This is a genomic window from Rahnella sp. PD4 (assembly GCF_049199325.1).
Lineage (GTDB): Bacteria > Pseudomonadota > Gammaproteobacteria > Enterobacterales > Enterobacteriaceae > Rahnella > Rahnella perminowiae.
In genome coordinates, this window is sequence record NZ_JBLZQF010000009.1 from 135,888 (window position 1) to 159,188 (window position 23,301).

A 23,301-nucleotide genomic window follows, 5' to 3' on the forward strand; every position below is an offset into this window, starting at 1 on the left:
TACACAATGAGAATTCTTTTATATAGAAAGCGATTCTAACAGCCCGTTGCGCAGGGGCGTAATTTTTCAGTGCCCTGTTTTGTCAATCTATGTGATGTGCTGGAAAACCTGATGCAAACCTGTCGCTTATCTTACATTCTCTGGAAGGTATCCTGGAAAAGGCACCAATAACTGTTTTCAAAGCGGGTGGGCTCTTTTACCATGAGGCATCAGTCACATTTCATAGACCGGGATCAGAAAATGGCTAACGAATTTCCCTTTCCACCGCAAAAACCTTCAGCATCCTCCCATCTTCCGCTCACGCTGATTTCACTGGAAGACTGGGCACTGGTGACCATGACCGGTGCAGACACCGTGAAATACCTGCAAGGTCAGGTTACCGCGGATGTCGATGCGCTGGCCGCCGATCAGCATATTCTCTGTGCGCACTGTGATGCGAAAGGGAAAATGTGGAGTGATTTGCGTCTGTTCAAGCGTGGCGATGGTATGGCGTTTATTGAACGCCGCAATGTGCGCGACACCCAGTTAACGGAAATCAAAAAGTACGCCGTATTTTCTAAAGTGACTTTCACTGCCGATGATGATGTGGTGTTGCTCGGTGTGGCAGGTTTTCAGGCCAGTGCTGCACTGACCGGGCTTTTTTCAACCTTGCCAACGGCTGAACAGCAAGTCGTGCAACAAGATGAAACTACCCTGCTGCATTTCTCTCTGCCAGCCGAACGTTATCTGATTGTCACCAGCCCGGAAAAAGCCCGTCAGGTGGCGGAAGAACTGGGTGAGCAGGCACAACGCAACGACAGCCAGCAATGGCTGGCGCTGGATATCGAGGCCGGTTTCCCGGTGATTGATACCCTCAACGCCGTACAGTTTATCCCGCAGGCCACTAACATTCAGGCGCTTGACGGCATCAGTTTTACTAAAGGCTGCTACGCCGGTCAGGAAATGGTGGCTCGTGCGAAATACCGCGGTGCGAACAAACGTGCATTGTACTGGCTGGCAGGTAAAGCGAGTAAAGTGCCAGCACCGGCTGACGACCTCGAATTACAATTGGGTGAAAACTGGCGCCGGACAGGCACCGTACTGGCGGCGGTTCAGCTCAGCGACGGTACGCTTTGGGTTCAGGCCGTACTGAATAATGATCTGGAAGCCGATGCCAGTCTGCGGGTGCGCGATGACGCCACCAGTCAGTTGAGCATTCAGCCGTTGCCTTATTCCCTGGAAGAAACGAAGTAGCTTTCAGCATGAAGTCACTTCAGCATATTGCCGCCTTAAAGATATAGGGCGGCAATGGTAAATTTAATCGTGAGGGCGTCGGCCTTGCGCATTCAGCAAATCAACATACGCCTGATCCACCAGTTCCTGCCGGTTAATCCCCAGCCGTTCCAGTAAGTCCTCAGCAATGACAATGCCCTGCTCCGGTGTTTCGTCATCAGCAAGTACGACTTCGAATTCCAGATAATCGCCCAGTCCTTTTACCCTGTCGAGATGCAGTCGGGTTTGTCCGATCATAAAAAGGGTGCGCTGTTTGATGACCCGCCCGGCAGCGCCATAGGCCAGTGTCAGGGCTTCGCGCAAACTGTCAGGATCCTGCGTGGGTGAAAGCGTGTAGAAACTGGTTTTAGGGCCAACCTTGTCAGGGCGCTGATAGAAAATCAACTCACCGCGATCGGGCGCTAATGTGCGTAATTTCAGGCGGCCGTGCGGACACACGAAAAAGGTATCATCCTGATCAATGAGATCCGGCAATCCATCAGATAGCAGCGCAATTTTTTCATACAGTGCGGAAAAATCATCGATCCGGGCTTTAATCTCAATATTTCTGGCCATCACTTACTCCCTTAAAAGTTTATGTTATTTACACGGGTATAATGAACGTTAAATGACCGTACCGTGGTTTTGTGAAGATCATCATCTCCACAGAGCGCAAATTCTTTGTCACTCCTTCACGTATTTCCCCCCATTAGCAGATAAACTCGCAGCATCGGGTGTTGCATGCACCTTTCACATCACGCCAGAAAAGGCCGGAGGCCAGAGTCCAGAATGATATGGATTATGCTTGCTGCAGTAGTTGTGGTTTTTATTGTGGGTTATTGGTTTATGACAGCAGATACCCGAAAAGCGAATGATTCTCTCGCCAGTCTGTTGAAAATAAAGCCGGTTTATATCGATTCCATGCTGCTGGAAATGGGCAAACGTCAAAGCGAGATGTTTATCCGCTCAATCAGCGGCGGCTATGCTGAAGAAATCCGCAAAGCCGCGTATGTCGTTTTTATTTATCAGACATTTATTAAAGACGCTTCAGAAGAAAATATCGTCCGCTGGCGGAACATTTTAGTGCGCGCACATCTGCCGCCACAGTTAAGCAGTGAACACGCAGAACTGGCGTTGTTCTATTTTGCCGAACTGGATATCGAACCCTTCGAGCTGGCGCAATTTCGCCGCGACTACAATGAAACCTATAATCAGATCCATCTGGTTTAAAACGTAAAAAAGCCACTGAGTTCAGTGGCTTTTTTGCATCACCCGCCTGTGTATGAAGATTATCTGAATACGTTATCCAGATAGCTGGCCAGGATCTGGCGTGAACTGAAACCGTGGCAGATGCCGTAGTAGGTCTCATTGTCACTGGAAACATCCAGCGGGAAATTCTTGTAGGCTTCACTGCTGCGAAACGATGCTGTCGGTTCAGCAAAACGCTCACTGCGCTCTTTCAACGCCGGGTGTATTACCAGGGCAGTCCGGCCAAACCGCGCTTCCCGGTTTACATACACATAATGCTCACCCCGGCGGTAACCGTAGGCTTTATCATCAATAAAATCACGTTCAAACCCTGAGGTTTCTAAAACACGTGCCACTTCATCTGGCCGTAAATACATGGTTGCTCCTCGCTTCTTTAACCGCAAGGCGACCTTACCGCAATAACTCTGCCAGACAATGCGTTTATCCCAAATTTCGGCGAATTTAGGATTTATCCAAACACCTTAACCCTGAAAAGTAAAGGGGTATTACACAGGCGTTTGCCGCGAAGTGTTTACCCACAGTCTGAGGGTCAGCAGCCAGGCAATTACCACCATAAATGCCGCTGCAAGATAAATAGACGGCGTGCCAAAATGCGAAATAATTAACCCGGCCACCGGCCCGGTAATGCCGAGCCCCAAATCCAGAAAAGCGGAATACAGCCCAAGTGCCGTGCCCTGATTTTGCGGCGGCACTTGTTTTACCGCTTCAACGCCCAGCGCAGGGAAAATGAGCGAGAAGCCGGAACCGGTAAGAAAGGCACCCAGTTGCACCGACAACGGATCCTGTCCCCACCAGATCATCAGTAATCCCGCGACTTCCAATACAAAAGACACCAGTGAGACCCGCAAACCGCCGAACCGGTTAATCATATTGCCGAAAATAAGGCGCGCACCGACAAATCCGAGGCTGAATAATGTGAGCGTAAATGCCGCCCCGCTCCAGCCTTTATCGGCATAGTAAAGGGTAATAAAGGTGGCGATAACGCCGAAACCGATGGTGCCGAATCCCAGCCCGAGGCCATAAAGCCAGATGCGCCCGACAACCGCTTTGAAGGCAATCCGCTTACCGGCGGTGACAGAAATCGCCGCTTTCATGCAGGCCAGTATGGCGGCAAACGCAGCTGCGACAATAATCAGTACCGCCACACCCATCAACCCGTAAGCATGGTTGAGCAGTACGCCGAGAGGTGCACCGACGGCCATCGCACCGTATGTTGCCACACCATTCCAGGAGATCACTCGCGCGGTATGTTTCGCACCCACTGCACCAATTCCCCACAGCGTAGTCCCGGTGCTGCCAAAGCTTTCACCGACGCCCAGGAAGACACGGCCGACACAAAGCATCAGCAGACTCACCAGCGGAAACGCCGAAAACCAAAACGCCATTGCGTAAAAAATGCCGCTGACTCCGCAGCAAATCAGGCCAAAAATGACCACCCGCTTCGGGCCAAGGAGATCGGCGTATCGTCCGGCATGCGGACGACTGATGAGTGTCGAGAAATACTGAACGCTGATCACCAGCCCTGCCAGCACAGAGTTGTATCCCAGCGTGTTATGCACAAATCCCGGCAGTACCGCGAGAGGTAAACCAATGGTCAGATAAACAACGAAAGTGAACAGCATGAACGACAAAATGCGTTTGTTGAGCAGCGCGTTAGAACGAAGCGTACTTAAAGACATGGGCGGACCCGAAAAATGAGATCACAAAGAATAGATTAAACAGTATAAACGGGTTTCGCCTTCAAAACGGGCTAAAAATGTTATGGCCTGTAACGCGAATTTCATTTTGCAGAAGAATCTGAACTGCATCACGCCAGCCCGCACCCCGCCTGTCTTTATGACACAGTGTCATGGACTAAAAAGCGTGGTCATCACAGACCTTTGTCCTTAAAGAACCAGCCGGTACAACATTATGGTCTATGCTTAATTCAGCAGTCACACAAGGAGAGACGGAATGTTTAAGAAAAAAGATAAAATTGAAAAAAATATCGATCAGGACGTAACCCTGCTGGCAGACACGCTGGATGAAGTGCTTCAGTCTGCAGGTGATAAATCCAGGGATGAATTGGATAAAATCCGCAGTAAGGCACAGGGTGTTCTGCGTGAAACCCGTGCTCGTTTCAACAGCGAAAAATTGAGTCAGCAGGCGCGTGATGCGGCGGCTACGGCCAATGATTATGTGAAAGATAATCCGTGGTACGGCGTCGGTGCAGGTGCCGCAATTGGTATTGTTATCGGTGTTCTGCTGGGACGCCGCTAACGTAAAGAGGCAATTTGTGATGTTTCACTCCTGTGTCGGGAATATAGCTTAAAAGCTGAAACATCCGCGTGGCTCCCTCATTGCCGCGCAGTTGCTAAAAAGACGACGGAGCCTTCGGGCTCCGTTTTCTATTTTTGCAACCCGTTAACGTTAAAAATGAATGCGAAAACTCTTTGACTGGCAGGGTTTAAACGTCCCCAGATCACCTTTTTTATGTTGAGAAGAGGCCTGCGTTTCATCCATGCGAACTTCCTGCCATTCGGCCACAGTGACATTAATCTGCAAATTATCCTGCGTGCTTTGCGTTTCCGAGGGGTTATAAACCCGCACAATCAACGCCTCTTCATCTTCGGCTTTTTTCAGGGCGCTTAACACCGTACCCGAAATGCATTTGTGCATCAGGCTGAAACGCGACGGGGTCTTGTTTTTCGTCAGATTCAGCTTCATCGCGTCATACGGCATTTTGTTGTAGGTGCGCACCGGCGTCAGATAATCCCGCGCATGTTGCATAACATTTGCCTGAATAGGATCGCCGCTGAAACCGAACAGGGCGAAACGGTAAACCTGTTTGCCCGCCATCTGCGAATCCGGCGTCGGCATTTTAATGCCGGAAGGACGTCCAGGACGCAGCAACAGATTTTCCTTACCCAAAACACCGACGGCGCGAAACAGCGTCAGGGCGAAGATATTATAGGATTCGCCGACCACCTCAAACTCACGCAACCCTTCGGTAAACAACGCCAGCCCATGATTGCCGTCCTGTAATGCCGCGAAATTCATTAGCTGCCATACCGGTACCGGCGCTTCTTTCCAGTTTTCTGCTTCCCAGTTATCCATCGCCGCATCATTTACCGGGCGGGTAATACAACCAAACTGATTGTCGGCCACCACTGTCTGGCTGGCAAACGGCGTCGGGATCAGTACCCGCAACCGGTGATCTTCCGCGCAGTTTTCCAGCGCCAGTTCGATCTCAATCCGGCGGCTGTTTTTCGCCAGCGTCACGTTGATTGTTACAGGCATTTCACGGCTCAAAGTTCGCGTGGCGCGATCTGCCAGCGTCCCCGGCAGCGGCATCGTCAGCGAAATGGTCGCCGTGCTTTGCCACGGCTGATGCTGATAACTCACCTCAGCCGTCAGGCTTCCCGAGGTTAGCACCCATTCGTCACGCGCCGGAGAATAGTCATATTCATCGCCATCGTCAGAGCCGTTTTCCAGTTCCAGTACCTGCTGATAACGGTGGGAAGTCTGTTTATCAAGAATATCCAGCGTACCGTTCGGGTTAACCGTCACGCGGTAATAATCGTTTTCCAGCACCTCTTCGCCCTGCGGCGCGGGCTGCAAAATGCCCGGCTGATGCGGCGTAACGTTCAGGGTGACGTAGCCCATCGCGGGCAGCGTGGCGCAAAGCTGGATGTCGTATTCCATAAAGGGTTCGTAATTGCCGTAGTGCACAATCTGCCTGTCCACCAGCCCCGGATCGATTTCCCGCGCTTCGCGGATGAAATAAGGCACCGTACTGCCCTGCCCGTCAGTCAGGCTGAAAGAGGACGCCCGTATCCGCACGGTGGTATTGACCGTTTCCTGCCGCGGATGCAGTGAGAAGTTGAACAGCGCCAGCCGGTCAGCGATGTGACCGTCAGGTTGCAGGTTATCGATGATTTTACGCATCGTGAACTGAATGAGGTTTTCGGCCATGTCGTCAGCGAGAATAAAGCGCGACATAATTTCCTGATGAACCTTGTCGCTGCAACAACAGCCGATGCTGTCATGCGCGTGGTTCTTCATAATTTCCTTCCACATTTTTTCGATCAGGCCATGATGGTAATCAAAACCTAAGCGCCAGGCTATGGAACACAAGGGTTCGAGCACATTGACGATTTTGTTTTCAATCGCTGCGTTGGCTTGTTTGATGTCCATACGGGTAGAGGAAATGGTGCGGTGAACGCGCATGTATTTGCCATCGTTAAATTCCCCCCGCAACAACGCCAGTTGTGGTTTGATGGCATCGATGCGTTCAAAAATTTCTTCAAAACGGCTGAGCTGGAAACTGCGCTGCGGGTAAATACGCCGCAGCATCTCCATGATGGTAAAGATATTTTGCTGCAGCGGCATCTGATCATGACCGTTAGGCAGCAGAATATCGCCGGTCAGCGAAGCCGCTTCCAGCACCGGCAGATACTTATCCAGCCGTTCGCGCAGCGCCTCTTCATTCTCGGGTAAATATTTGCCGATGGCATAACCCAGCGGCAGCACCTGCACGGTGACTTCGCTGCCGTCGTTACTCTGCCAGCGGAACTCGGTTTTATCCGTGCCGTGGCGTTCCGAGCAGCCGCGCCAGAACATGGCATGTTGCAGGCCAAACCCGTTAAAGATATGCGGAAGCTGGGAGGACATACTGAAGGAATCCGGCAGATAGCCGATTTTCATGGGCTCACCAAACTCGCGGCAATCACGCATGCCGTACAGCAGGTTGCGCAGGATGGACTCACCACTGACCACCATCGTGTCGGTCTGCGTATACCACGGCCCGATAATCAGCTTTCCGGCCCTGGCCAGCGCCTTCACACGGGGACGGTTTTCCGGGCAAACCGCAAAATAATCTTCGAGGATCGCCGTTTGTCCGTCCATGACGTAAAACGGATAGTCAGCGTCATTTTCCAGACGATCGAGGATCTCCGCCATGTTATTGACCAGCAGGATCCGCGAGGCTTCCGTCGTGAAATACCATTCGCGATCCCAGTGCATATGCGGGGTCAGATGAACGCGGGAAACAGTCATAAAATCATTCCTTTCAAGCCCTGCAGGGCACAATGTGAATTAACCCGAAATTAAGAAGAAGGGATGTCGCCGGTGAAATGTCCCTGTCGTACCGCGTAACCCCGCCAGCTCAGCAAAACCACCGTGGAAATCACCGTGCCCGCCAGCGCGGCACCCAACCAGATAGCTGCCGACAGCCAGCCACCCCATCCGCCATCATGCAGCAGGAACATGGAGAAAATGCCCGCACCTGGCGTGGAAAGGCCGATCCCCGAAGCCCCGACGATCGCGCCAGTCACGACCGATCCCGCCAGGAAGGAGCCGATGACGCGTAGCGGATCTTCAATCGCCATCGGGATCGCGCCCTCGGTGATCCCCGCCAGGCCGAGCAGCCAGGTGGACTTTCCGGTTTCGATTTCAAAAGATTTAAACAGTTGGGGTGCCAGCAGAGTTGACGCGGTCACGGTAAATGCCGAGACCATTTTGGTCGCACCGAAAATAGCGTAAGGGCCGTAAACACCGTTTGCCATCGCGCCCAGACAAAACGCATAAGCCGCTTTGTTGATCGGCCCGCCCAGATCAAAGGAACACATAAAGGCAATCAGCGCGCCGAGTACCATCGCGTTACTGCCGGATAATCCGTTCAGCCATGCGGTCAGACTGGTATTGAGCCACGCCACCGGTTCGCCGATCACAAATAACATGACGCTGCCGGTGACCAGCGTGCCGAGCACCGGATAGAGGTAAAACATCAGGAAGCCGTTGAAGCTGGCGCGCAGGCGGACGTGTTTTTTCATCCAGCGCATGACATAACCGGCAATCAGGCCCCCCGCCACACCACCGAGAAACCCTGCGCCGATCATGTTGGCGCACAGTCCGGCGGCAAAGCCCGGCGTCAGCGCCGGTTTGTCTGCCAGCGAATAAGCGGTGTAGGCCGACAGCACCGGTACCATCAGAATGCCCAACATGCCGCCGCCGAGCTGACGGTACATCCACAACCATGACTCTTTCTGCGCGTACAGTTCCTGCCAGCCAAACAGTTGCGCGATCAGCACAGTCACCGCCAGCAACGAGCCACCGGCGACAATCAGCGGCACGGCAAAGGAAATTCCGCTCAGCAAAGCCTGTTTTAAATCTGCTTTTATGCTAGTTTTCTGCGGCTTAACCGGCGCTGAAGCCACGATTTCACCGGGCTGCCGCCGTATCGCCAGCGCCTGTTGCAGCACCGCTTCGGCGTGGCGGATCGGTTCCGCCACCGGCACCTGAACGCAGGGGATCCCGTCAAAACGCTGGCTGTCTTTGATTGCCACTTCAGCGGCAAAAACGCAGGCAACGGCACGATCACATTGCGCGGCAGTGATCGCATTCTCAATGCCGTTAGCGCCCTGCTTTTCCACATCAATGTGGATACCTAATTTTTTCGCCGCTTTTTCCAGATATTCCGCCGCCATATAAGTGTGCGCGATCCCCGCCGGACAGGCAGTGATGCACACTACCCGCGGCGCATCGTCAGGCAAAGCCCTCAGTTTCTGAGTTTCCGGCACAGACTCTTCGCCCAGTAACGCCAGCACCTCCTGCACGTGTCGCGCCACCAGCAGCGCTGCACGGGTTTGATCATCAACCAGCCGCGTGGTCAGTGCCGTCAGCAGTTCCATGTGAGTCGAACCCGCCTCCGCTTCGGGGATCGCCAGCAGGAAGATCATGTTTACCGGCTCCTCACCATCCACGCCCTGCCACGGCAGCGGATTTTCCAGCGTTGCCAGCGCAAACGCCGCGCGCCGTACACTGGCCGATTTGCCGTGCGGTACCGCCAGTCCTTCGCCCAGCGCGGTCGGGCCTTCGTTTTCACGTTCCGTCACCGCCTGCAAAAAATCCTGTGCGTTATCAAGGATCCCCTGCTGATCGAGTTGCTGAACAAGAAAAGCGATCGCCCGTTCACGGCTGGAAAAATGGCTATTGAGGTGTATCAGTTCGGGAGACGTCAGTAATGTAAGATCCATAAGTTGTCCTGTCTGAATCGATGAAAAACGATATTTGTATTATTTTTGTATTGTATTTGTATTAAACATCAGACCCGCAAGAGATGACTGTGATCCAGATAGAAGATCTTTCGTGGGGTTGTATTGTTTTTGCAGGGTCTGTGAACTGTTACACTCGTCCGAACGTGCCCGACAGGAACCTGAAACGTGAGTAATCAGCCGCTTTACCGCCAGATCGCTTCGCAGATCCGCGATCAGATCCAGCGCGGAGAAATCAAAACAGGCGATGCGCTGCCGACAGAATTGCGTCTGCGCGAGCAGTTTGGCGTCAGTCGTGTGACGGTACGGCAGGCGATCAAGCTGCTGGTCGAACAGGATGTGCTGGAAAGCGTGCAGGGCAGCGGGACTTACGTGAAGGAAGCGAAGGTCAATTACGCTATTTATCAGCTGACCAGCTTTGATGAGAAGTTACAGCCTCTGGACAGACCCTCGCACAGTGAGGTTCTGGCGTTCTCCATCGTGAAACCGCCGATCGGTATCGCCGAAGCGCTGGCACTGGCTGAACAGGCGCGGGTGTATTACATCAAGCGCCTGCGCTATATCGCCAGCAAACCTGTGACGCTGGAAGAAACCTGGATGCCGCTGGACTTGTTCCCTGACCTGACTTACGAGGTGATGCAGGGTTCGAAATATGCCTGGATGGAGCAGACCAAACATCTGGTAATTGACCGCAGCGAGCAGGAAGTTATCCCGCTGATGCCGACCAAAGAGATGGTGTCGCTGCTGGGCGTGGCCGCAGATCAGCCGATTTTACAGAAGATCTCGAAGGGTTTTCTGGCGGATGGCACGGTGTTTGAATTCAGCCGCAATACCTTCCGCACGGATGATTATAAATTCACACTGGTCGCCAGACGGATGCCGCACTGATTAACGGCTGTTTTCAAACACGACAGCCAGCCGTTGTACCAGTCCGTCCGCCTGTTGCTGAGAACTGATATTCACAAACCCCATCAGCAGGCCATTCGGACGTAAAGCCTCCCCCCTCACGCGGCGCTCAACCTGCCAGTCAGACAGCGCCTGCACTGCCAGCCCCTGTTCGCGGGCATTTTTCGCGATCAGCGCATCGTCCAGAACGGCATTGAGTGTGGTGCAAAGTTGGATCCCGCCGATCTGCTGACTGACGCGCAATATCTGCGCCGGAAACGCCGCCGTCAGTGCCTGTTCCAGATAGCCGCGCCGCTCAGCATAAAGCTGGCGCATCCGCTTCAGGTGCCGGTAGAAATACCCCTGCTCGATAAAATCCGCAATGCTGCTTTGCACCAAAGGCGGCGTGCCGCAAATACGCAGCGGACAATACGCCTCGATTTTTTCCACCAGACTCTCCGGCACCACCATATAGCCGCAGCGCAGCGCCGGAAACATCACTTTGCTGAATGTACCGGCGTAAATCACCCTTCCCTGCGTATCCAGGCTTTTCAACGAAGGCAGCGGCTGGCCGTGATAGCGGAACTCACTGTCGTAATCATCTTCAATAACCCATGCCTGCTGATTCGCCGCCCAGTCCAGCAGCGCCAGACGTCGCGATAAGCTCATGGTCACGCCGGTCGGGCTTTGATGCGCAGGCGTCACCACGGCAAAACGGGCATGGGGGAAATGTTTTACCGCCTGCGGCACGTTCATGCCTTCGTCATCGACATTCACCGCCATCGGAGTGGCACCTGCCGCGCGGAAAAATGCCTGCGTCACCGGATAACCGGGATCTTCCAGCCAGACGCCGTCACCCGGTTGCAGCAGGCTGCCGGTAATCAAGTCCAGTAACGGCGCATAGCCACCGCAGATAAATATCTGTTCCGGACGGCAGGTAAATCCACGGGAGAGTTGCAGATAACGGGCGACGGCGTGGCGTAAAACGTCCGTACCGGTCAGCGGCGGATGGCCTAAATCATTCATGCTGGTATGACGGATTTGCCGCGAGACAATGCGCGACCAGATCGCACGCGGGAACGCATCCAGCGCCGGCAGCCCGAGCTGGAAAGGAAGGGAAGAAACTGAAGGCAGCATCGGATTGATGGGTTTACGTGCAGCGTCTTTCCTGATCACCTTTGGCGCAGGTGCGGATAAGCTCTCCGGCGCGCTGACCACCGTGCCAGCCTGACCGCGGCTTTGCAGAAAGCCTTCCGCCATCAGCAGGCTATAGGCATTTTCAACCGTGGCCCGCGCCACGCCGAGCTCGCTGGCCAGCGCACGGACAGATGGCACACGGCTGCCGTGCCTGAGTTGCCCTGCCATGATCGCCTGCTTCACCCGCTGATAAATCTGCCGGTAAAGAGGTTGTTTGTGTCGGGGATCGAGAGGGAAGGCAAGACTGAAGCGGCTCATCATGACCTGCTTAAAGAGACATTTTATGGCCCTGTAGTATAGACCATGTACCGCGTAAAGTAGCGCCTGTTGAGACGCGCTTTGCGTCGCTGTTTAGTCCAGAAATCCCAGAGGAAATCATCATGAATGCACTTCGCCTGCCTTACTATTCCCTGTCTTCTTCCGTGATGGAATCAATGAAAGCGGCGCTCGGCGCACTGGAAAACGGTCCGCTGGATAATGTGATTATCGAGCTGGCTTTTCTGCGTGTGTCACAAATTAATGGCTGCGCGTATTGCCTGGATATGCATTCCAAAGCGTTGCGCAAAATGGATGTCGAACAAACCACACTGGATCAGCTGGCGGGCTGGCAGGTCAGCCATGCATATTCGGAACGTGAACGCGCGGCACTCGCCTGGGCAGAATCACTTACTCTGATTGCCGCCACCGGCGCACCGGATAGCGCCTTTGAACCGCTGAAAGCGCAGTTCAGCGACGTGGAAATCTCGGAACTGACCTTCGCCATCAGCCTGATGAATGCCTTTAACCGCCTCGCCGTCGGTATGCGTCAGTAATTATTCTGTTGTTTTTTTGAACTGAAAAAAGTTTTCTCTCTCCAGCCCGCTCCCTGCGGGCTTTGCCATTTTTGCAACAGGCAAAATTGGAAAATCTACATATTGTGTGGTTGAAAATTTAAATCACCACATCTAGTATTCAAAGCATCGGGACGCCACGATGGCACCGACTATCACGCCTTTCCCCCGGCTGAAGCAGCCGCACAGCGGGAAGGCAAAAATTGTCTCTGATTTTTCACTAAATGGAAATACGAATCATGAGCATTATTATTTACAGTAAACCAGACTGTGTCCAGTGCAACGCGACTTACCGTGCATTAGATAAACAGGGCATCGCTTATCAGGTAGTGGATTTGACTCAGGATGAGCAGGCGTTCGGCCAGGTGCGTGCCATGGGCTATCAGCAGGTACCGGTGATTGTGGCCGGTGACGACCACTGGTCCGGTTTCCGTCCGGATAAAATTTCCGCCCTGCGTCAGCTCCAGAACACGTTCTGAGGCCCGGCGGATGAATCCGTTGGTCTATTTTTCCAGCAGTTCAGAAAACACCCATCGCTTCGTGGGCAGAACGGGATTACCGGCGATCCGCATCCCGATAGATCGTCAGCCTGAAAAATTGCGGATGGACTTGCCGTATATTTTGGTGGTCCCAAGCTATGGCGGCGGTTCGGCCAAAGGCGCGGTGCCGACACAAGTGATCCGTTTTCTGAACGATGAACATAATCGTTCACTCATCCGCGGCGTGATCGCCGCCGGAAACACCAACTTCGGCGCAGCGTATTGCATTGCCGGCGATATTATTTCCCAGAAGTGTCAGGTCCCTTACCTGTACCGTTTTGAGTTACTGGGAACGCCGGAAGACGTTGCAAAGGTCAGACAGGGAGTAACAGAATTTTGGCAGCGACAGAACTAGCAATTACCGACCCCGGCACCCGCAGCCCGGACTATCACGCGCTTAACGCGATGCTGAATCTGTTCGACGCTAACGGCCAGATCCAGTTTGATAAAGACCGCCTGGCCGCGCGTCAATACTTCCTGCAACACGTCAATCAGAATACGGTTTTCTTCCATAACCTGGCGGAGAAACTACGTTATCTGGTGGAAGAAGGCTATTACGAAGCCGACGTGCTCGGCCAGTATGAATTTGACGACATTAAACGCCTTTTCAAACAGGCTTATGCCAAAAAATTCCGCTTCCAAACCTTTCTGGGTGCCTTCAAGTATTACACCAGTTACACGCTGAAAACTTTCGACGGCAAACGCTACCTTGAACGTTATGAAGATCGCGTGTGCATGGTGGCACTGACGCTGGCACGTGGCGACATTCAGCTCGCCAGCCATTTTGTCGATGAGATCATTTCCGGCCGCTTCCAGCCTGCCACGCCGACGTTCCTCAACTGCGGCAAAAAACAGCGCGGCGAGCTGGTTTCCTGCTTCCTGTTGCGCATTGAAGACAACATGGAATCCATCGGACGCTCGGTCAACTCGGCATTGCAACTTTCCAAACGCGGTGGCGGCGTGGCGTTTATGCTGACCAATATCCGCGAAGTCGGCGCGCCGATTAAGCGCATCGAAAACCAGTCTTCCGGCGTGATCCCGATTATGAAAATGCTGGAAGATGCTTTCTCTTATGCCAATCAGCTCGGTGCGCGCCAGGGCGCGGGCGCGGTCTATCTCAACGCTCATCACCCGGATATTCTGCGTTTCCTTGATACCAAACGTGAAAACGCTGACGAAAAAATTCGTATTAAAACGCTGTCGCTGGGTGTGGTTATTCCTGATATCACCTTCGAACTGGCGAAGAATAACGAAGATATGTATCTGTTTTCGCCCTATCACGTCGAGAAAGTGTATGGCGTGCCGATGTCAGAAATCAGTATCAGCGAGAAGTACCGCGAGATGGTGAATGACAAGCGCATTCATAAAAGCAAAATCAATGCGCGTGAATTCTTCCAGGTGCTGGCAGAAATTCAGTTCGAATCGGGTTATCCGTACATGATGTTTGAAGACACGGTTAACCGCGCCAATCCGATCAAAGGCCGCATCAACATGAGCAACCTCTGTTCGGAAATTTTGCAGGTAAATTCGCCGACAATCTACGGCGAAGATCTGTCGTATCAGGAGATTGGTAAAGACATTTCCTGTAACCTCGGTTCGCTGAACATCGCCTCGGCGATGGATTCGCCGGATTTCGGCAATACCGTAGAAATGGCGGTTCGTGCGCTGACGGCGGTGTCTGACATGAGCCATATCCGCTCGGTACCGTCTATCGATCAGGGGAATCAGGATTCGCATGCCATCGGCCTCGGCCAGATGAATTTGCACGGTTATTTGTGCCGTGAGCGTATTTACTACGGCTCGGCAGAAGGTCTGGATTTCACCAACATCTATTTTTGCGCCGTGGCGTTCCACGCAATCCGCGCATCAAACCAGATCGCCATCGAACGCCGGCAGTCGTTTAAAGGCTTCAGCGATTCCACTTACGCCAGCGGCAGCTATTTCGACAAATATGTCGATGAGGCGCAGGCTGAGAAATGGCAGCCGAAAACAGCGCGCGTGCGCGAACTGTTTGCAAACGCCGGAATTGCCATTCCGACGACCGCTGACTGGGAGGCGCTGAAAACCTCCGTCATGCAGCATGGCCTGTATAACCAGAATTTACAGGCAGTGCCGCCAACCGGTTCTATTTCTTACATCAATAATTCAACATCAAGTATTCACCCGATTGTGTCCCGCGTGGAAATCCGCAAAGAGGGCAAAATTGGCCGTGTGTATTATCCGGCGGCGTTTATGACCAATGACAATCTGGATTATTACCAGGATGCGTACGAAATCGGTCCGGAAAAAATTATTGATACCTACGCCGAGGCCACGCAGCACGTCGATCAGGGGCTGTCGCTGACACTGTTCTTCCGCGATACCGCCACCACACGCGACATCAACAAAGCGCAGATTTATGCCTGGCGCAAAGGCATCAAAACCATTTATTACATCCGTCTGCGCCAGATGGCGCTGGAAGGCACCGAAGTTCAGGGCTGTGTTTCCTGCACGCTGTAACCGATTGAAAGGATTTAAAAATGAGCGCAGTAAAACAATTGTTAGTGCCACAACCGGTCAGCAAAGCCATCAACTGGAACAAAATCCAGGATGATAAAGATCTGGAAGTATGGAACCGCCTGACGTCGAACTTCTGGTTGCCGGAAAAGGTGCCGTTGTCGAATGATATTCCCTCCTGGGCGACGCTCAGCGCACAAGAGAAACAGCTGACGATCCGCGTATTTACTGGCCTGACGCTGCTGGATACGGTCCAGAACGTGGCTGGCGCACCCACGCTGATGAAGGATGCGGTGACGCCACACGAAGAAGCGGTTTACTCGAATATCTGCTTTATGGAAGCAGTGCATGCGCGTTCTTACAGTTCGATTTTTTCGACGCTGTGCGCCACCGTTGACGTGGATGAAGCCTACCGCTGGAGTGAGGAAAACGTCGCACTGCAAAACAAGGCTGCAATCATTTTGTCGTATTATGACGGTGAAGATCCGCTGATGAAGAAAGTTGCCAGCGTGTTCCTTGAATCCTTCCTGTTCTATTCCGGTTTCTATCTGCCAATGTACTGGTCAAGCCGCGCCAAGCTGACCAATACCGCCGATCTGATCCGTCTTATCATTCGTGATGAAGCGGTTCACGGTTACTACATCGGTTATAAGTTCCAGAAAGCCCTGGCGCTGGAAAGCGCAGAACGGCAACGTCAGATTAAGGAGCAGACTTTCGATCTGATTCAGGATTTGTATGACAACGAGATCCGCTACACCGAAGAACTTTATGACGGCGTAGGCTGGAGCGAAGACGTGAAGAAATTTTTGCACTACAACGCCAACAAAGCGCTGATGAATCTCGGCTACGAAGCCCTGTTCCCTGCCAGCATGGCCGACGTCAATCCGGCGATCCTCTCCGCCTTATCGCCAAACGCCGACGAAAACCATGACTTCTTCTCAGGCTCCGGATCGTCGTATGTGATCGGCAAAGCCGTCAACACCGAAGACGAGGACTGGGATTTCTGATTCTCCTCGAGAAGAGCAAGGTTTGCTTGTGCTCCTTCCCCTCTCACGAGGGGAAGGTTGGGATGGGGTGTGGGTCAGCGACTCAGTGGCCATTTGTACGGCCCTCCCCTTCACAGGGGAGGGCGCTAAAACCCACTTTCTGATGTTGCCGTTATTTTTCCCCGCGCTAGTATAGAAACAGTGTTTCAAAACCCTACGCGATCAGAAAAAGGAAACATCATGACGCCTTATACGGCTTCCCCTTCCCGCTATGAAACCATGCAATTCCGTCGCTGCGGCCAGAGCGGTTTAAAACTCCCCGCTCTTTCTCTTGGCCTGTGGCACAGCTTTGGCCATGTCAGCCCGCTGGAATCCCAGCGGGCCTTGCTGCAAAAAGCCTTCGATTTAGGCATTACCCATTTTGATCTGGCGAATAACTACGGCCCGCCACCGGGCTCGGCGGAAGAAAACTTTGGCCGCTTGCTGAAACAGGATTTCGCGCCGTATCGCGATGAACTGATCATCTCCACCAAAGCAGGTTACGACATGTGGCCGGGGCCGTACGGTTCCGGCGGCTCGCGCAAATATCTGCTCGCCAGTCTGGATCAGAGCCTGCAACGTATGGGGCTGGATTACGTTGATATCTTCTATTCGCACCGTGTGGATGAAGCAACACCGATGGAAGAAACTGCCGCGGCGCTGGCTTATGCGGTGCAAAGCGGTAAGGCGCTGTACGTCGGGATTTCTTCATATTCGCCGGAACGTACGCAGAAAATGGCGGAACTGTTACGCGAGCTGAAAGTGCCGCTGCTTATCCATCAGCCGTCCTACAATCTGCTAAACCGCTGGGTAGACAAGAGCGGGTTACTGAATACGCTGGAGCAAAATGGCACAGGCTGTATCGCGTTTACCCCGCTGGCGCAGGGGCTGCTGACCGGTAAATATCTTCAGGGTATTCCGGACGGTTCACGCATGCAGGTGGAAGGCAATAAAGTACGCGGTCTGAATGCCAACATGCTGTCAGAAGAGAACCTGAACAGTCTGCGGTTGCTCAATGACATGGCGCAACAGCGCGGACAGACCATGGCACAAATGGCGCTGAGCTGGTTGCTGAAAGATGATCGGGTAACGTCGGTGCTGATTGGTGCCAGCCGCCCGGAGCAACTGGATGAAAATGTGCAAGCGCTGAACAATCTGCGCTTCACCGCTCAAGAACTGGCGACGATCGATAAGCATGTGGCGGATGGTGAGCTGAATCTTTGGCAGGCTTCGTCAGATAAGTAGTGTTATAAAGATCAGCATTCTGAATTAACACTAAAATTAAAGTGTTAATTCAGATGCCGGGGGGTTTTAAATGAATACGGGTTAACGAATAACAATGAGATTATTTTTTGGCTTCCGGTGTTTTAACCGTCGGCTGCGGTGCCACTTTCGGCATCAGTTTAGGCATTTCGGCAAAAGTCACTTTTTCATTTTTCAACTGAGCCGCTAACTCTTTACTGATATCCAGATCTTTCGAATAACTTACCGTCGTTTGGACAGGGAAGATAACATCGATCTTATGGGCAACACGGTATTGTTCAGCCGACTTTTTAACCTGATCTGCAACAACCTGACGCGCCGCTTGCAGCTGTACCTGCCATTGGGCATCCAGAGCTTTAGCATCAGCCTGACGAACCTGGGCTGCTTTTTCCGGTGTCATGGTTTTATAAAGTTCTTCCGCTTGTTTAGCCGTGCCCTGAAGGCTCTTGTAAACCGCTTCGAGATGGGTTTTTTGTTGGGTAGCAAGACCAGATTCATCGACCACTTGTTGAATGTTTACGAATTTCACTTCCTTTTCCCCACCAGTTTGTGAATCACACCCGGAAAGCAAGCTTCCTGCAAGAATGGCTAAAGCAAGCGCTTTGCTGAAACGACGATTAATGACTGAATTCATAAAAATCCTAATTTGAATTGCTATATTAAATAAGAAATGAAAAATTATTATCCATAATTAATCGAACAATTCTAATTAATGAATTCTAAAGCATTCGTTAATCGAAAGCTTAATCCTGAAAATTCATAAGATTAATAAAATCTTCTTATATCGATCAGCATTTTGGAAGTGCTTATTCTTCCCCGGGTAGGAAAATCCCTTTTGTATAGGAAAGGAGAAGGCATCGGCACTCAATTAAAAGGGAATAAGAAGCATTAAGGCTGAATAAGCGCGTTAATACGGGACATGCGGAGGATTATTTCATCGGAAAAATACCCCCGCAATGTGTCTAAAAACAGACGCAGGGGCGTTCTCTGTGTCCCCCTTCGGCTGAAGGGGGGAAGATGTTATGCGAAGAATTTCGCCAGCACGAATAATCCGACAGATACGTTAATTGCGCCGCCTATGCGGGTAGCAATTTGCGCGAAGGGCATCAGCGTCATGCGGTTACCGGATGTCAGAATTGCCACGTCACCGGTGCCGCCCTGCCCGCTCTGACAGCAGGAGACGATCGCCACATCGATAGGATGCATGCCGATTTTCTTACCCACATAAAAGCCGGTGCCGACCAGCGCCATTACGGTGGTCACAATCACCAGCAGGTTCTGAATAGTGAAAGCGTTGATCAGCTCCTGCCAAGGCGTAATGGCCACCCCTACCGCGAATAACACCGGATAAGTTACCGCCGTACGGAAGAATTTATACACCGTCATTGAACCGTGCTGAATAGTCGGCGAAACGCCGTTAGCCAGTTTCACCAGCACCGCCGCAAACAACATGCCCACGGGCGCCGGCAGGCCAATCCATTTCTGGCCCAGCATTCCGACCATGTACAACAGGATCGCCAGCAGTGCGCCACAGGCCAGCGCATTGACGCCCGGGTTACCGTTAAATTCCTCAGTACCGCTGCCCATCTTGCCGTTGCCCGACGGCATCAGCTGGCCTTCACCCGTCAGATGTGGATAACGTTTCCCCAGCTGATTCAGCACACCCGCCAGCACAATGGCCGTCAGACCGCCAAGCATAACAATCGGCAGAATGCGCCCAAGCGCCACACCTTGCTCCATATGCAGGATGGTCGCGTAACCCATCGACAGCGGGATTGCGCCTTCTCCTACACCACCGGCCATGATTGGCAGGATCAGGAAAAAGAAGGTTTGCACCGGCGGTAAACCTAAAACCGTGCCCATCGCCATACCGGCGATCATCCCGACAACTTCGCCGCACAGCATCGGCACAAAAATACGCATAAAGCCCTGAATCAACACCTGACGATTCATGCTCATGATGCTGCCGACAATAATGCAGCAAATATAGAGGTAGAGAATATTGGTGGATTTATAAAATTTGACCGTGGAGTCAACAACAACATCCGGCAGCAGACCATAATGCACCATCGCCGAAGGAATAAACGTGGCACAAATCGCCGCGGCCCCCAGTTTCCCTACCACAGGTAAGCGTTTACCGAACTCACCGCAGGCAAAGCCGAAGAAGGCCAGCGTGGCGACCATCACCACGATGTCGCTCGGCAACTTGCCGTTCAGGCAGTCAAGCAGGATCAGTACGCCCGCCAGCAGAAAAAATGGCAGCGGGATGATGCCTATTTTGTAGTTATCAAGAATGTGCCACCATTTTTGTCTGGCTGAAAGGCCGGAGGTTTTCGTTTCTTTGACAGCGATGTAGGAATCGTCGGTTGTGCTCATGACATTGCCTCTTTCTTCGGAAGTCTTTTCTTATTGATGGTCTGAGCATATGAAAACGACCGGTCAGCCGGATGTGAGGTTGTTCAAATTAAAATCGCAGGGATAAAGGTTGTTATGGTGTTTATGGTGTTAATGCACCTTGCTTTATAAGGATTATAAGATTAGTAGTAAAACCCACCCTTAACCCTGTCATTACTGTGTGAAATCATCGCCATTTTAATCTCCTGTTCACAACTCTGCTTCTCTGCGATTACGGCTCACATTTTGCCGTGATAGGCTTATTCAATGTATGTTTTAAGTTCGCCTTGCAGCAGGTCGTATGAAATTCAGATTACCTTTTCAGGTAAAACTCTTTTTATCTCTGGTGGTATTTTCCTGCGTGTTGCTGGCACTGCTGGGGGCGATTTTATTTCATATTATCGACCGCCAGTTGCATCATGATCTCGGTCAGCGTGCCCGGGTTCAGGCCAGCGAGATTGCGCTGATGCCAGGGCTGGCGCAGAAAGTTAAGGCGCGGGATATTTCCGGCATCGCACAGCTTATCCAGCCATTACGCGATAAAAGTGACGCCAGTTATATCGTCATCGGCGACACCCGCGAGCTGCATCTTTATCATTCCGAATCGCCGGATCGCGTAGACCTGCCGATGATTGGCGGTGATAACGCCGGTGTACTGGCCGGTAAAACCATTATTTCTGTGCGTCAGGGCGGCATTGGCGTTTCATTACGCAGCAAAGCCCCGATTCTGGATGCGAATAACCAGGTGATCGGGATTGTTTCGGTCGGTTATCTCACCTCATATATCGACAATATTAATGGCCGCCGTCTGGCGCAGGCCGGTTTATACGGTTTGCTGCTTTTATTATTGTTGTTTATCTTTTCCTGGATGTTTACCCGCAACGTTAAAAGACAGATGTTCTGGCTGGAACCCAAAGATATCGCCCTGCTGGTTCGCCAGCAAAAAGCTTTACTGGAAGCCATGTATGAAGGCGTATTTGCGGTTAACGCTGAAAAGCAGCTGATTTCCATTAACCGGGCTGCGCGTGAATTGCTCGATATCCGCCGGCCCGAAAACGAACTGCTGGGTAAACCCCTGGCGGAGGTGCTTCAGACGCCTCCCGCATTCTTCACGCAAAGCGGCGTCAGTGGAAATAACAGTCAACATGATCAGATTACGGTACTTAATCAGCGCCAGGTGATCGTCAACCGCGTGCCAATCGAACTGGAACCCGGTGCAGAAAGTGGCTGGGTATTCAGTTTCCGCGATAAAAATGACATTAATACGCTGAGCAGCCAGTTGAGTCAGGTGAAACGCTATGCTGATAATCTGCGCATCATGCGCCATGAACAGCTCAACTGGACCGCCACGCTGGCAGGTTTGTTGCAAATGCAGCGTTACGATGACGCCATGCACTATATACAGGCGCAATCGGAAGGCGCACAGGCGGTGCTGGATTTCGTCTCAGCGCGCTTTACCTCACCCGCGCTGTGCGGCCTGCTGCTGGGGAAATACGTCAGCGCGCGTGAAAAAGGCGTCGGGCTGAGTTTCGACCCGGCTTGTCAGCTCACCCGCATTCCGGCAGGCATTAGCGAAACCGAGCTGATGTCCGTAGTCGGTAACTTGCTCGATAACGCCGTGGACGCCACGCTGAAAGCGCTGTCGCCGCCTGCACCGGTTGAATTGTATATTTCCGACAGAAACCAGGAACTGCTGATTGAAGTCGCCGATCAGGGCAACGGTGTGGAAGATGCGCTCAAACCGCACCTGTTTGAACAAGGCGTCACCAGTAAGCCTTCCAGCGGACAGGACGCCACGGGTGCAGAACATGGCATCGGCCTGTATCTGGTTGCCGGTTATGTCCGTCAGGCGGGTGGTAGCATCGAAATATCAGACAACACGCCGCAAGGTACGATATTTTCAGTCTTTATCCCGTACCCGGCTGAAGCGTTAACAGGACAGAACCATGAATAACAGCAGCGCACTTGATGTCGTGATTGTGGAAGATGAGCCGCATCTGGCCGGTCTGCATCGTGATTTTATCGAGCAAAATTTTAATCTGCGCGTGGTGGGCATTGCGGCCACACTGGAACAGGCGCGTTCTCTGCTGCGGCTGCATCAGCCGCGGTTGATCTTGCTGGACAATTATTTGCCCGATGGTCAGGGCGTGGATCTGATCGACAGCCCGTTGCTGAAAAGTGTCGAATGTTCGGTCATTTTCATCACCGCCGCCAGCGACATGCAAACCTGCAGCCAGGCAATGCGCAGTGGCGCGTTCGATTACATTATCAAGCCGGTGTCATTTCATCGCCTGCGCAGTTCACTTGAACGCTTCATGCAACTGGTGCAAACCCTGCGTAATGTCAAAGTTGTTGATCAGCGGGCGCTGGATAAACTGTTTAATCTGCCCGCTACCGACACACCTTCAGCGCCTTCAGCCAAAGGCATTGAGCCGAATACGCTGGAACTGGTTCAGCGTGCGTTCACCACCAAACCTGATGTCAGCTGGTCAGTCGAGCAGGTGGTAGAAGAAGTCGGGATCAGCAAAACGACAGGCCGCCGTTATCTGGAATATTGCGTGGAAATTGGCTTTATCGCCGTGGAGATGCAGTACGGAAATATCGGTCACCCGAGGCGCCTGTATCGCAAAATAGCCGATGGCGGGAAATCTGCGTCATGATGTCCAATTGTGTCGGTTTCCCTGAGCGAATTACCCCCTCCTGCCGGTGTTCTCACCGGCCAATTTCCGGCTTACCCCACCTGTTCAGGCTATTATTTCAGTGCATATTCATGTTTCAGACAACCGGTAAATTTCCGGCTTTCACGCAAATCTGAAATCTCTATTTACACCTGCCAATATGCACCGGCCATCACGCATTAATTTCATTTAAATTACAAAATTCAAACCCGCTAAAACCCCACAAAGAAAAAAGTTATTAATTTTATTAAAATCAAGTAATTAACTATATTCTTAACGGATTACCCTGTCCTTTAATTAGGGGAATAACCTCAAATATTTTCACCCGGAAATTTGTCATTAATTGTCAACGTTCACCGGGCGAAATTAGCCCCTCAAATACCAACAAATACAAAACCTGGAAATCAATCATGATTATTCCCCGGAAACATTGAGACTTG

General features: G+C 52.2%; 20 protein-coding genes. 12 read left to right on the forward strand and 8 right to left on the reverse strand.

The features are described from left to right. The first annotated feature begins 240 nt into the window (after positions 1-240). Positions 241-1,233, forward strand: a complete 993-nt coding sequence (ygfZ, locus tag ACOZIO_RS20120; protein ID WP_129992024.1) for a tRNA-modifying protein YgfZ — start codon at positions 241-243, stop codon at positions 1,231-1,233. Positions 1,234-1,296: 63 nt separating this feature from the next. On the opposite strand, the gene ACOZIO_RS20125 is transcribed toward ygfZ, so the two are convergent. After that, positions 1,297-1,827: a class IV adenylate cyclase gene (locus tag ACOZIO_RS20125; RefSeq protein WP_421595631.1), complete on the reverse strand. Its 531-nt coding sequence runs from the start codon at positions 1,825-1,827 to the stop codon at positions 1,297-1,299. A 213-nt stretch (positions 1,828-2,040) separates the two neighbouring features. On the opposite strand from ACOZIO_RS20125, the gene ACOZIO_RS20130 reads away from it, so the two are divergent. After that, positions 2,041-2,481: a DUF1198 domain-containing protein gene (locus ACOZIO_RS20130; protein WP_129954893.1), complete on the forward strand. Its 441-nt coding sequence runs from the start codon at positions 2,041-2,043 to the stop codon at positions 2,479-2,481. Positions 2,482-2,540: 59 nt separating this feature from the next. Here the strand turns inward: ACOZIO_RS20130 and ACOZIO_RS20135 are convergent, their stop codons facing one another. Together ACOZIO_RS20135 and ACOZIO_RS20140 are read right to left on the reverse strand one after the other, a co-directional pair. Continuing rightward, the gene (locus ACOZIO_RS20135; RefSeq protein ID WP_013574102.1) at positions 2,541-2,876 is read right to left on the reverse strand and encodes a DUF2002 family protein; all 336 of its coding nucleotides are present in this window, start codon (positions 2,874-2,876) and stop codon (positions 2,541-2,543) included. A 129-nt stretch (positions 2,877-3,005) separates the two neighbouring features. Then, positions 3,006-4,199 carry an MFS transporter gene (locus ACOZIO_RS20140; RefSeq protein WP_129954892.1) on the reverse strand — a complete coding sequence of 398 codons (1,194 nt, stop codon included), beginning with the start codon at positions 4,197-4,199 and terminating at the stop codon, positions 3,006-3,008. A 274-nt stretch (positions 4,200-4,473) separates the two neighbouring features. On the opposite strand from ACOZIO_RS20140, the gene ACOZIO_RS20145 reads away from it, so the two are divergent. Further along, the gene (locus tag ACOZIO_RS20145; protein WP_129954891.1) at positions 4,474-4,779 is read left to right on the forward strand and encodes a DUF883 family protein; all 306 of its coding nucleotides are present in this window, start codon (positions 4,474-4,476) and stop codon (positions 4,777-4,779) included. Between the two features lie 150 nt (positions 4,780-4,929). Here the strand turns inward: ACOZIO_RS20145 and mngB are convergent, their stop codons facing one another. Together mngB and mngA are read right to left on the reverse strand one after the other, a co-directional pair. After that, positions 4,930-7,557, reverse strand: coding sequence for a mannosylglycerate hydrolase (gene mngB / locus ACOZIO_RS20150; RefSeq protein ID WP_421595632.1), 2,628 nt, complete (start codon positions 7,555-7,557; stop codon positions 4,930-4,932). Positions 7,558-7,607: 50 nt separating this feature from the next. Beyond that, positions 7,608-9,536, reverse strand: coding sequence for a PTS 2-O-a-mannosyl-D-glycerate transporter subunit IIABC (gene mngA, locus ACOZIO_RS20155; protein WP_129992021.1), 1,929 nt, complete (start codon positions 9,534-9,536; stop codon positions 7,608-7,610). Between the two features lie 186 nt (positions 9,537-9,722). Here mngA and ACOZIO_RS20160 point away from each other — a divergent pair, with 186 nt between their 5' ends. Then, positions 9,723-10,442 carry a GntR family transcriptional regulator gene (locus ACOZIO_RS20160; protein ID WP_129954888.1) on the forward strand — a complete coding sequence of 240 codons (720 nt, stop codon included), beginning with the start codon at positions 9,723-9,725 and terminating at the stop codon, positions 10,440-10,442. Here ACOZIO_RS20160 and ACOZIO_RS20165 read toward each other — a convergent pair whose 3' ends face one another. Then, entirely contained in the window at positions 10,443-11,894 is a 1,452-nt protein-coding gene (locus ACOZIO_RS20165; RefSeq protein WP_421595636.1) for a PLP-dependent aminotransferase family protein, read from the reverse strand. A 122-nt stretch (positions 11,895-12,016) separates the two neighbouring features. On the opposite strand from ACOZIO_RS20165, the gene ACOZIO_RS20170 reads away from it, so the two are divergent. The 6 genes from ACOZIO_RS20170 (at position 12,017) to mgrA (ending at position 17,771) form a co-directional block, all read left to right on the forward strand. Then, the gene (locus ACOZIO_RS20170) at positions 12,017-12,448 is read left to right on the forward strand and encodes a carboxymuconolactone decarboxylase family protein (protein ID WP_129954887.1); all 432 of its coding nucleotides are present in this window, start codon (positions 12,017-12,019) and stop codon (positions 12,446-12,448) included. Positions 12,449-12,705: 257 nt separating this feature from the next. Beyond that, entirely contained in the window at positions 12,706-12,945 is a 240-nt protein-coding gene (gene nrdH / locus ACOZIO_RS20175; protein ID WP_421595633.1) for a glutaredoxin-like protein NrdH, read from the forward strand. A gap of 10 nt (positions 12,946-12,955) precedes the next feature. Further along, positions 12,956-13,360, forward strand: a complete 405-nt coding sequence (nrdI, locus tag ACOZIO_RS20180) for a class Ib ribonucleoside-diphosphate reductase assembly flavoprotein NrdI (protein ID WP_129954886.1) — start codon at positions 12,956-12,958, stop codon at positions 13,358-13,360. Further along, positions 13,342-15,504: a class 1b ribonucleoside-diphosphate reductase subunit alpha gene (nrdE, locus tag ACOZIO_RS20185; protein ID WP_421595634.1), complete on the forward strand. Its 2,163-nt coding sequence runs from the start codon at positions 13,342-13,344 to the stop codon at positions 15,502-15,504. The genes nrdI and nrdE overlap by 19 nt, the downstream gene beginning before the upstream one ends. Before the next feature lie 20 nt (positions 15,505-15,524). Then, complete coding sequence (gene nrdF / locus ACOZIO_RS20190) at positions 15,525-16,508, forward strand: class 1b ribonucleoside-diphosphate reductase subunit beta (protein WP_217137546.1); 984 nt, start codon at positions 15,525-15,527, stop codon at positions 16,506-16,508. Positions 16,509-16,727: 219 nt separating this feature from the next. Continuing rightward, on the forward strand, positions 16,728-17,771 hold the full coding sequence (mgrA, locus tag ACOZIO_RS20195) for an L-glyceraldehyde 3-phosphate reductase (RefSeq protein WP_217137545.1): 1,044 nt from the start codon (positions 16,728-16,730) through the stop codon (positions 17,769-17,771). Between the two features lie 100 nt (positions 17,772-17,871). Here mgrA and ACOZIO_RS20200 read toward each other — a convergent pair whose 3' ends face one another. Beyond that, positions 17,872-18,423, reverse strand: a complete 552-nt coding sequence (locus ACOZIO_RS20200; protein ID WP_129954882.1) for a hypothetical protein — start codon at positions 18,421-18,423, stop codon at positions 17,872-17,874. A gap of 386 nt (positions 18,424-18,809) precedes the next feature. Continuing rightward, positions 18,810-20,165, reverse strand: a complete 1,356-nt coding sequence (locus ACOZIO_RS20205) for a 2-hydroxycarboxylate transporter family protein (RefSeq protein WP_129954881.1) — start codon at positions 20,163-20,165, stop codon at positions 18,810-18,812. A gap of 319 nt (positions 20,166-20,484) precedes the next feature. Here ACOZIO_RS20205 and ACOZIO_RS20210 point away from each other — a divergent pair, with 319 nt between their 5' ends. After that, the gene (locus ACOZIO_RS20210; protein WP_217137544.1) at positions 20,485-22,137 is read left to right on the forward strand and encodes an ATP-binding protein; all 1,653 of its coding nucleotides are present in this window, start codon (positions 20,485-20,487) and stop codon (positions 22,135-22,137) included. Continuing rightward, positions 22,130-22,843, forward strand: a complete 714-nt coding sequence (locus ACOZIO_RS20215) for a response regulator (protein ID WP_129954879.1) — start codon at positions 22,130-22,132, stop codon at positions 22,841-22,843. Before ACOZIO_RS20210 ends, ACOZIO_RS20215 begins: the two co-directional genes overlap by 8 nt. The last annotated feature ends 458 nt before the right edge of the window (positions 22,844-23,301 follow it).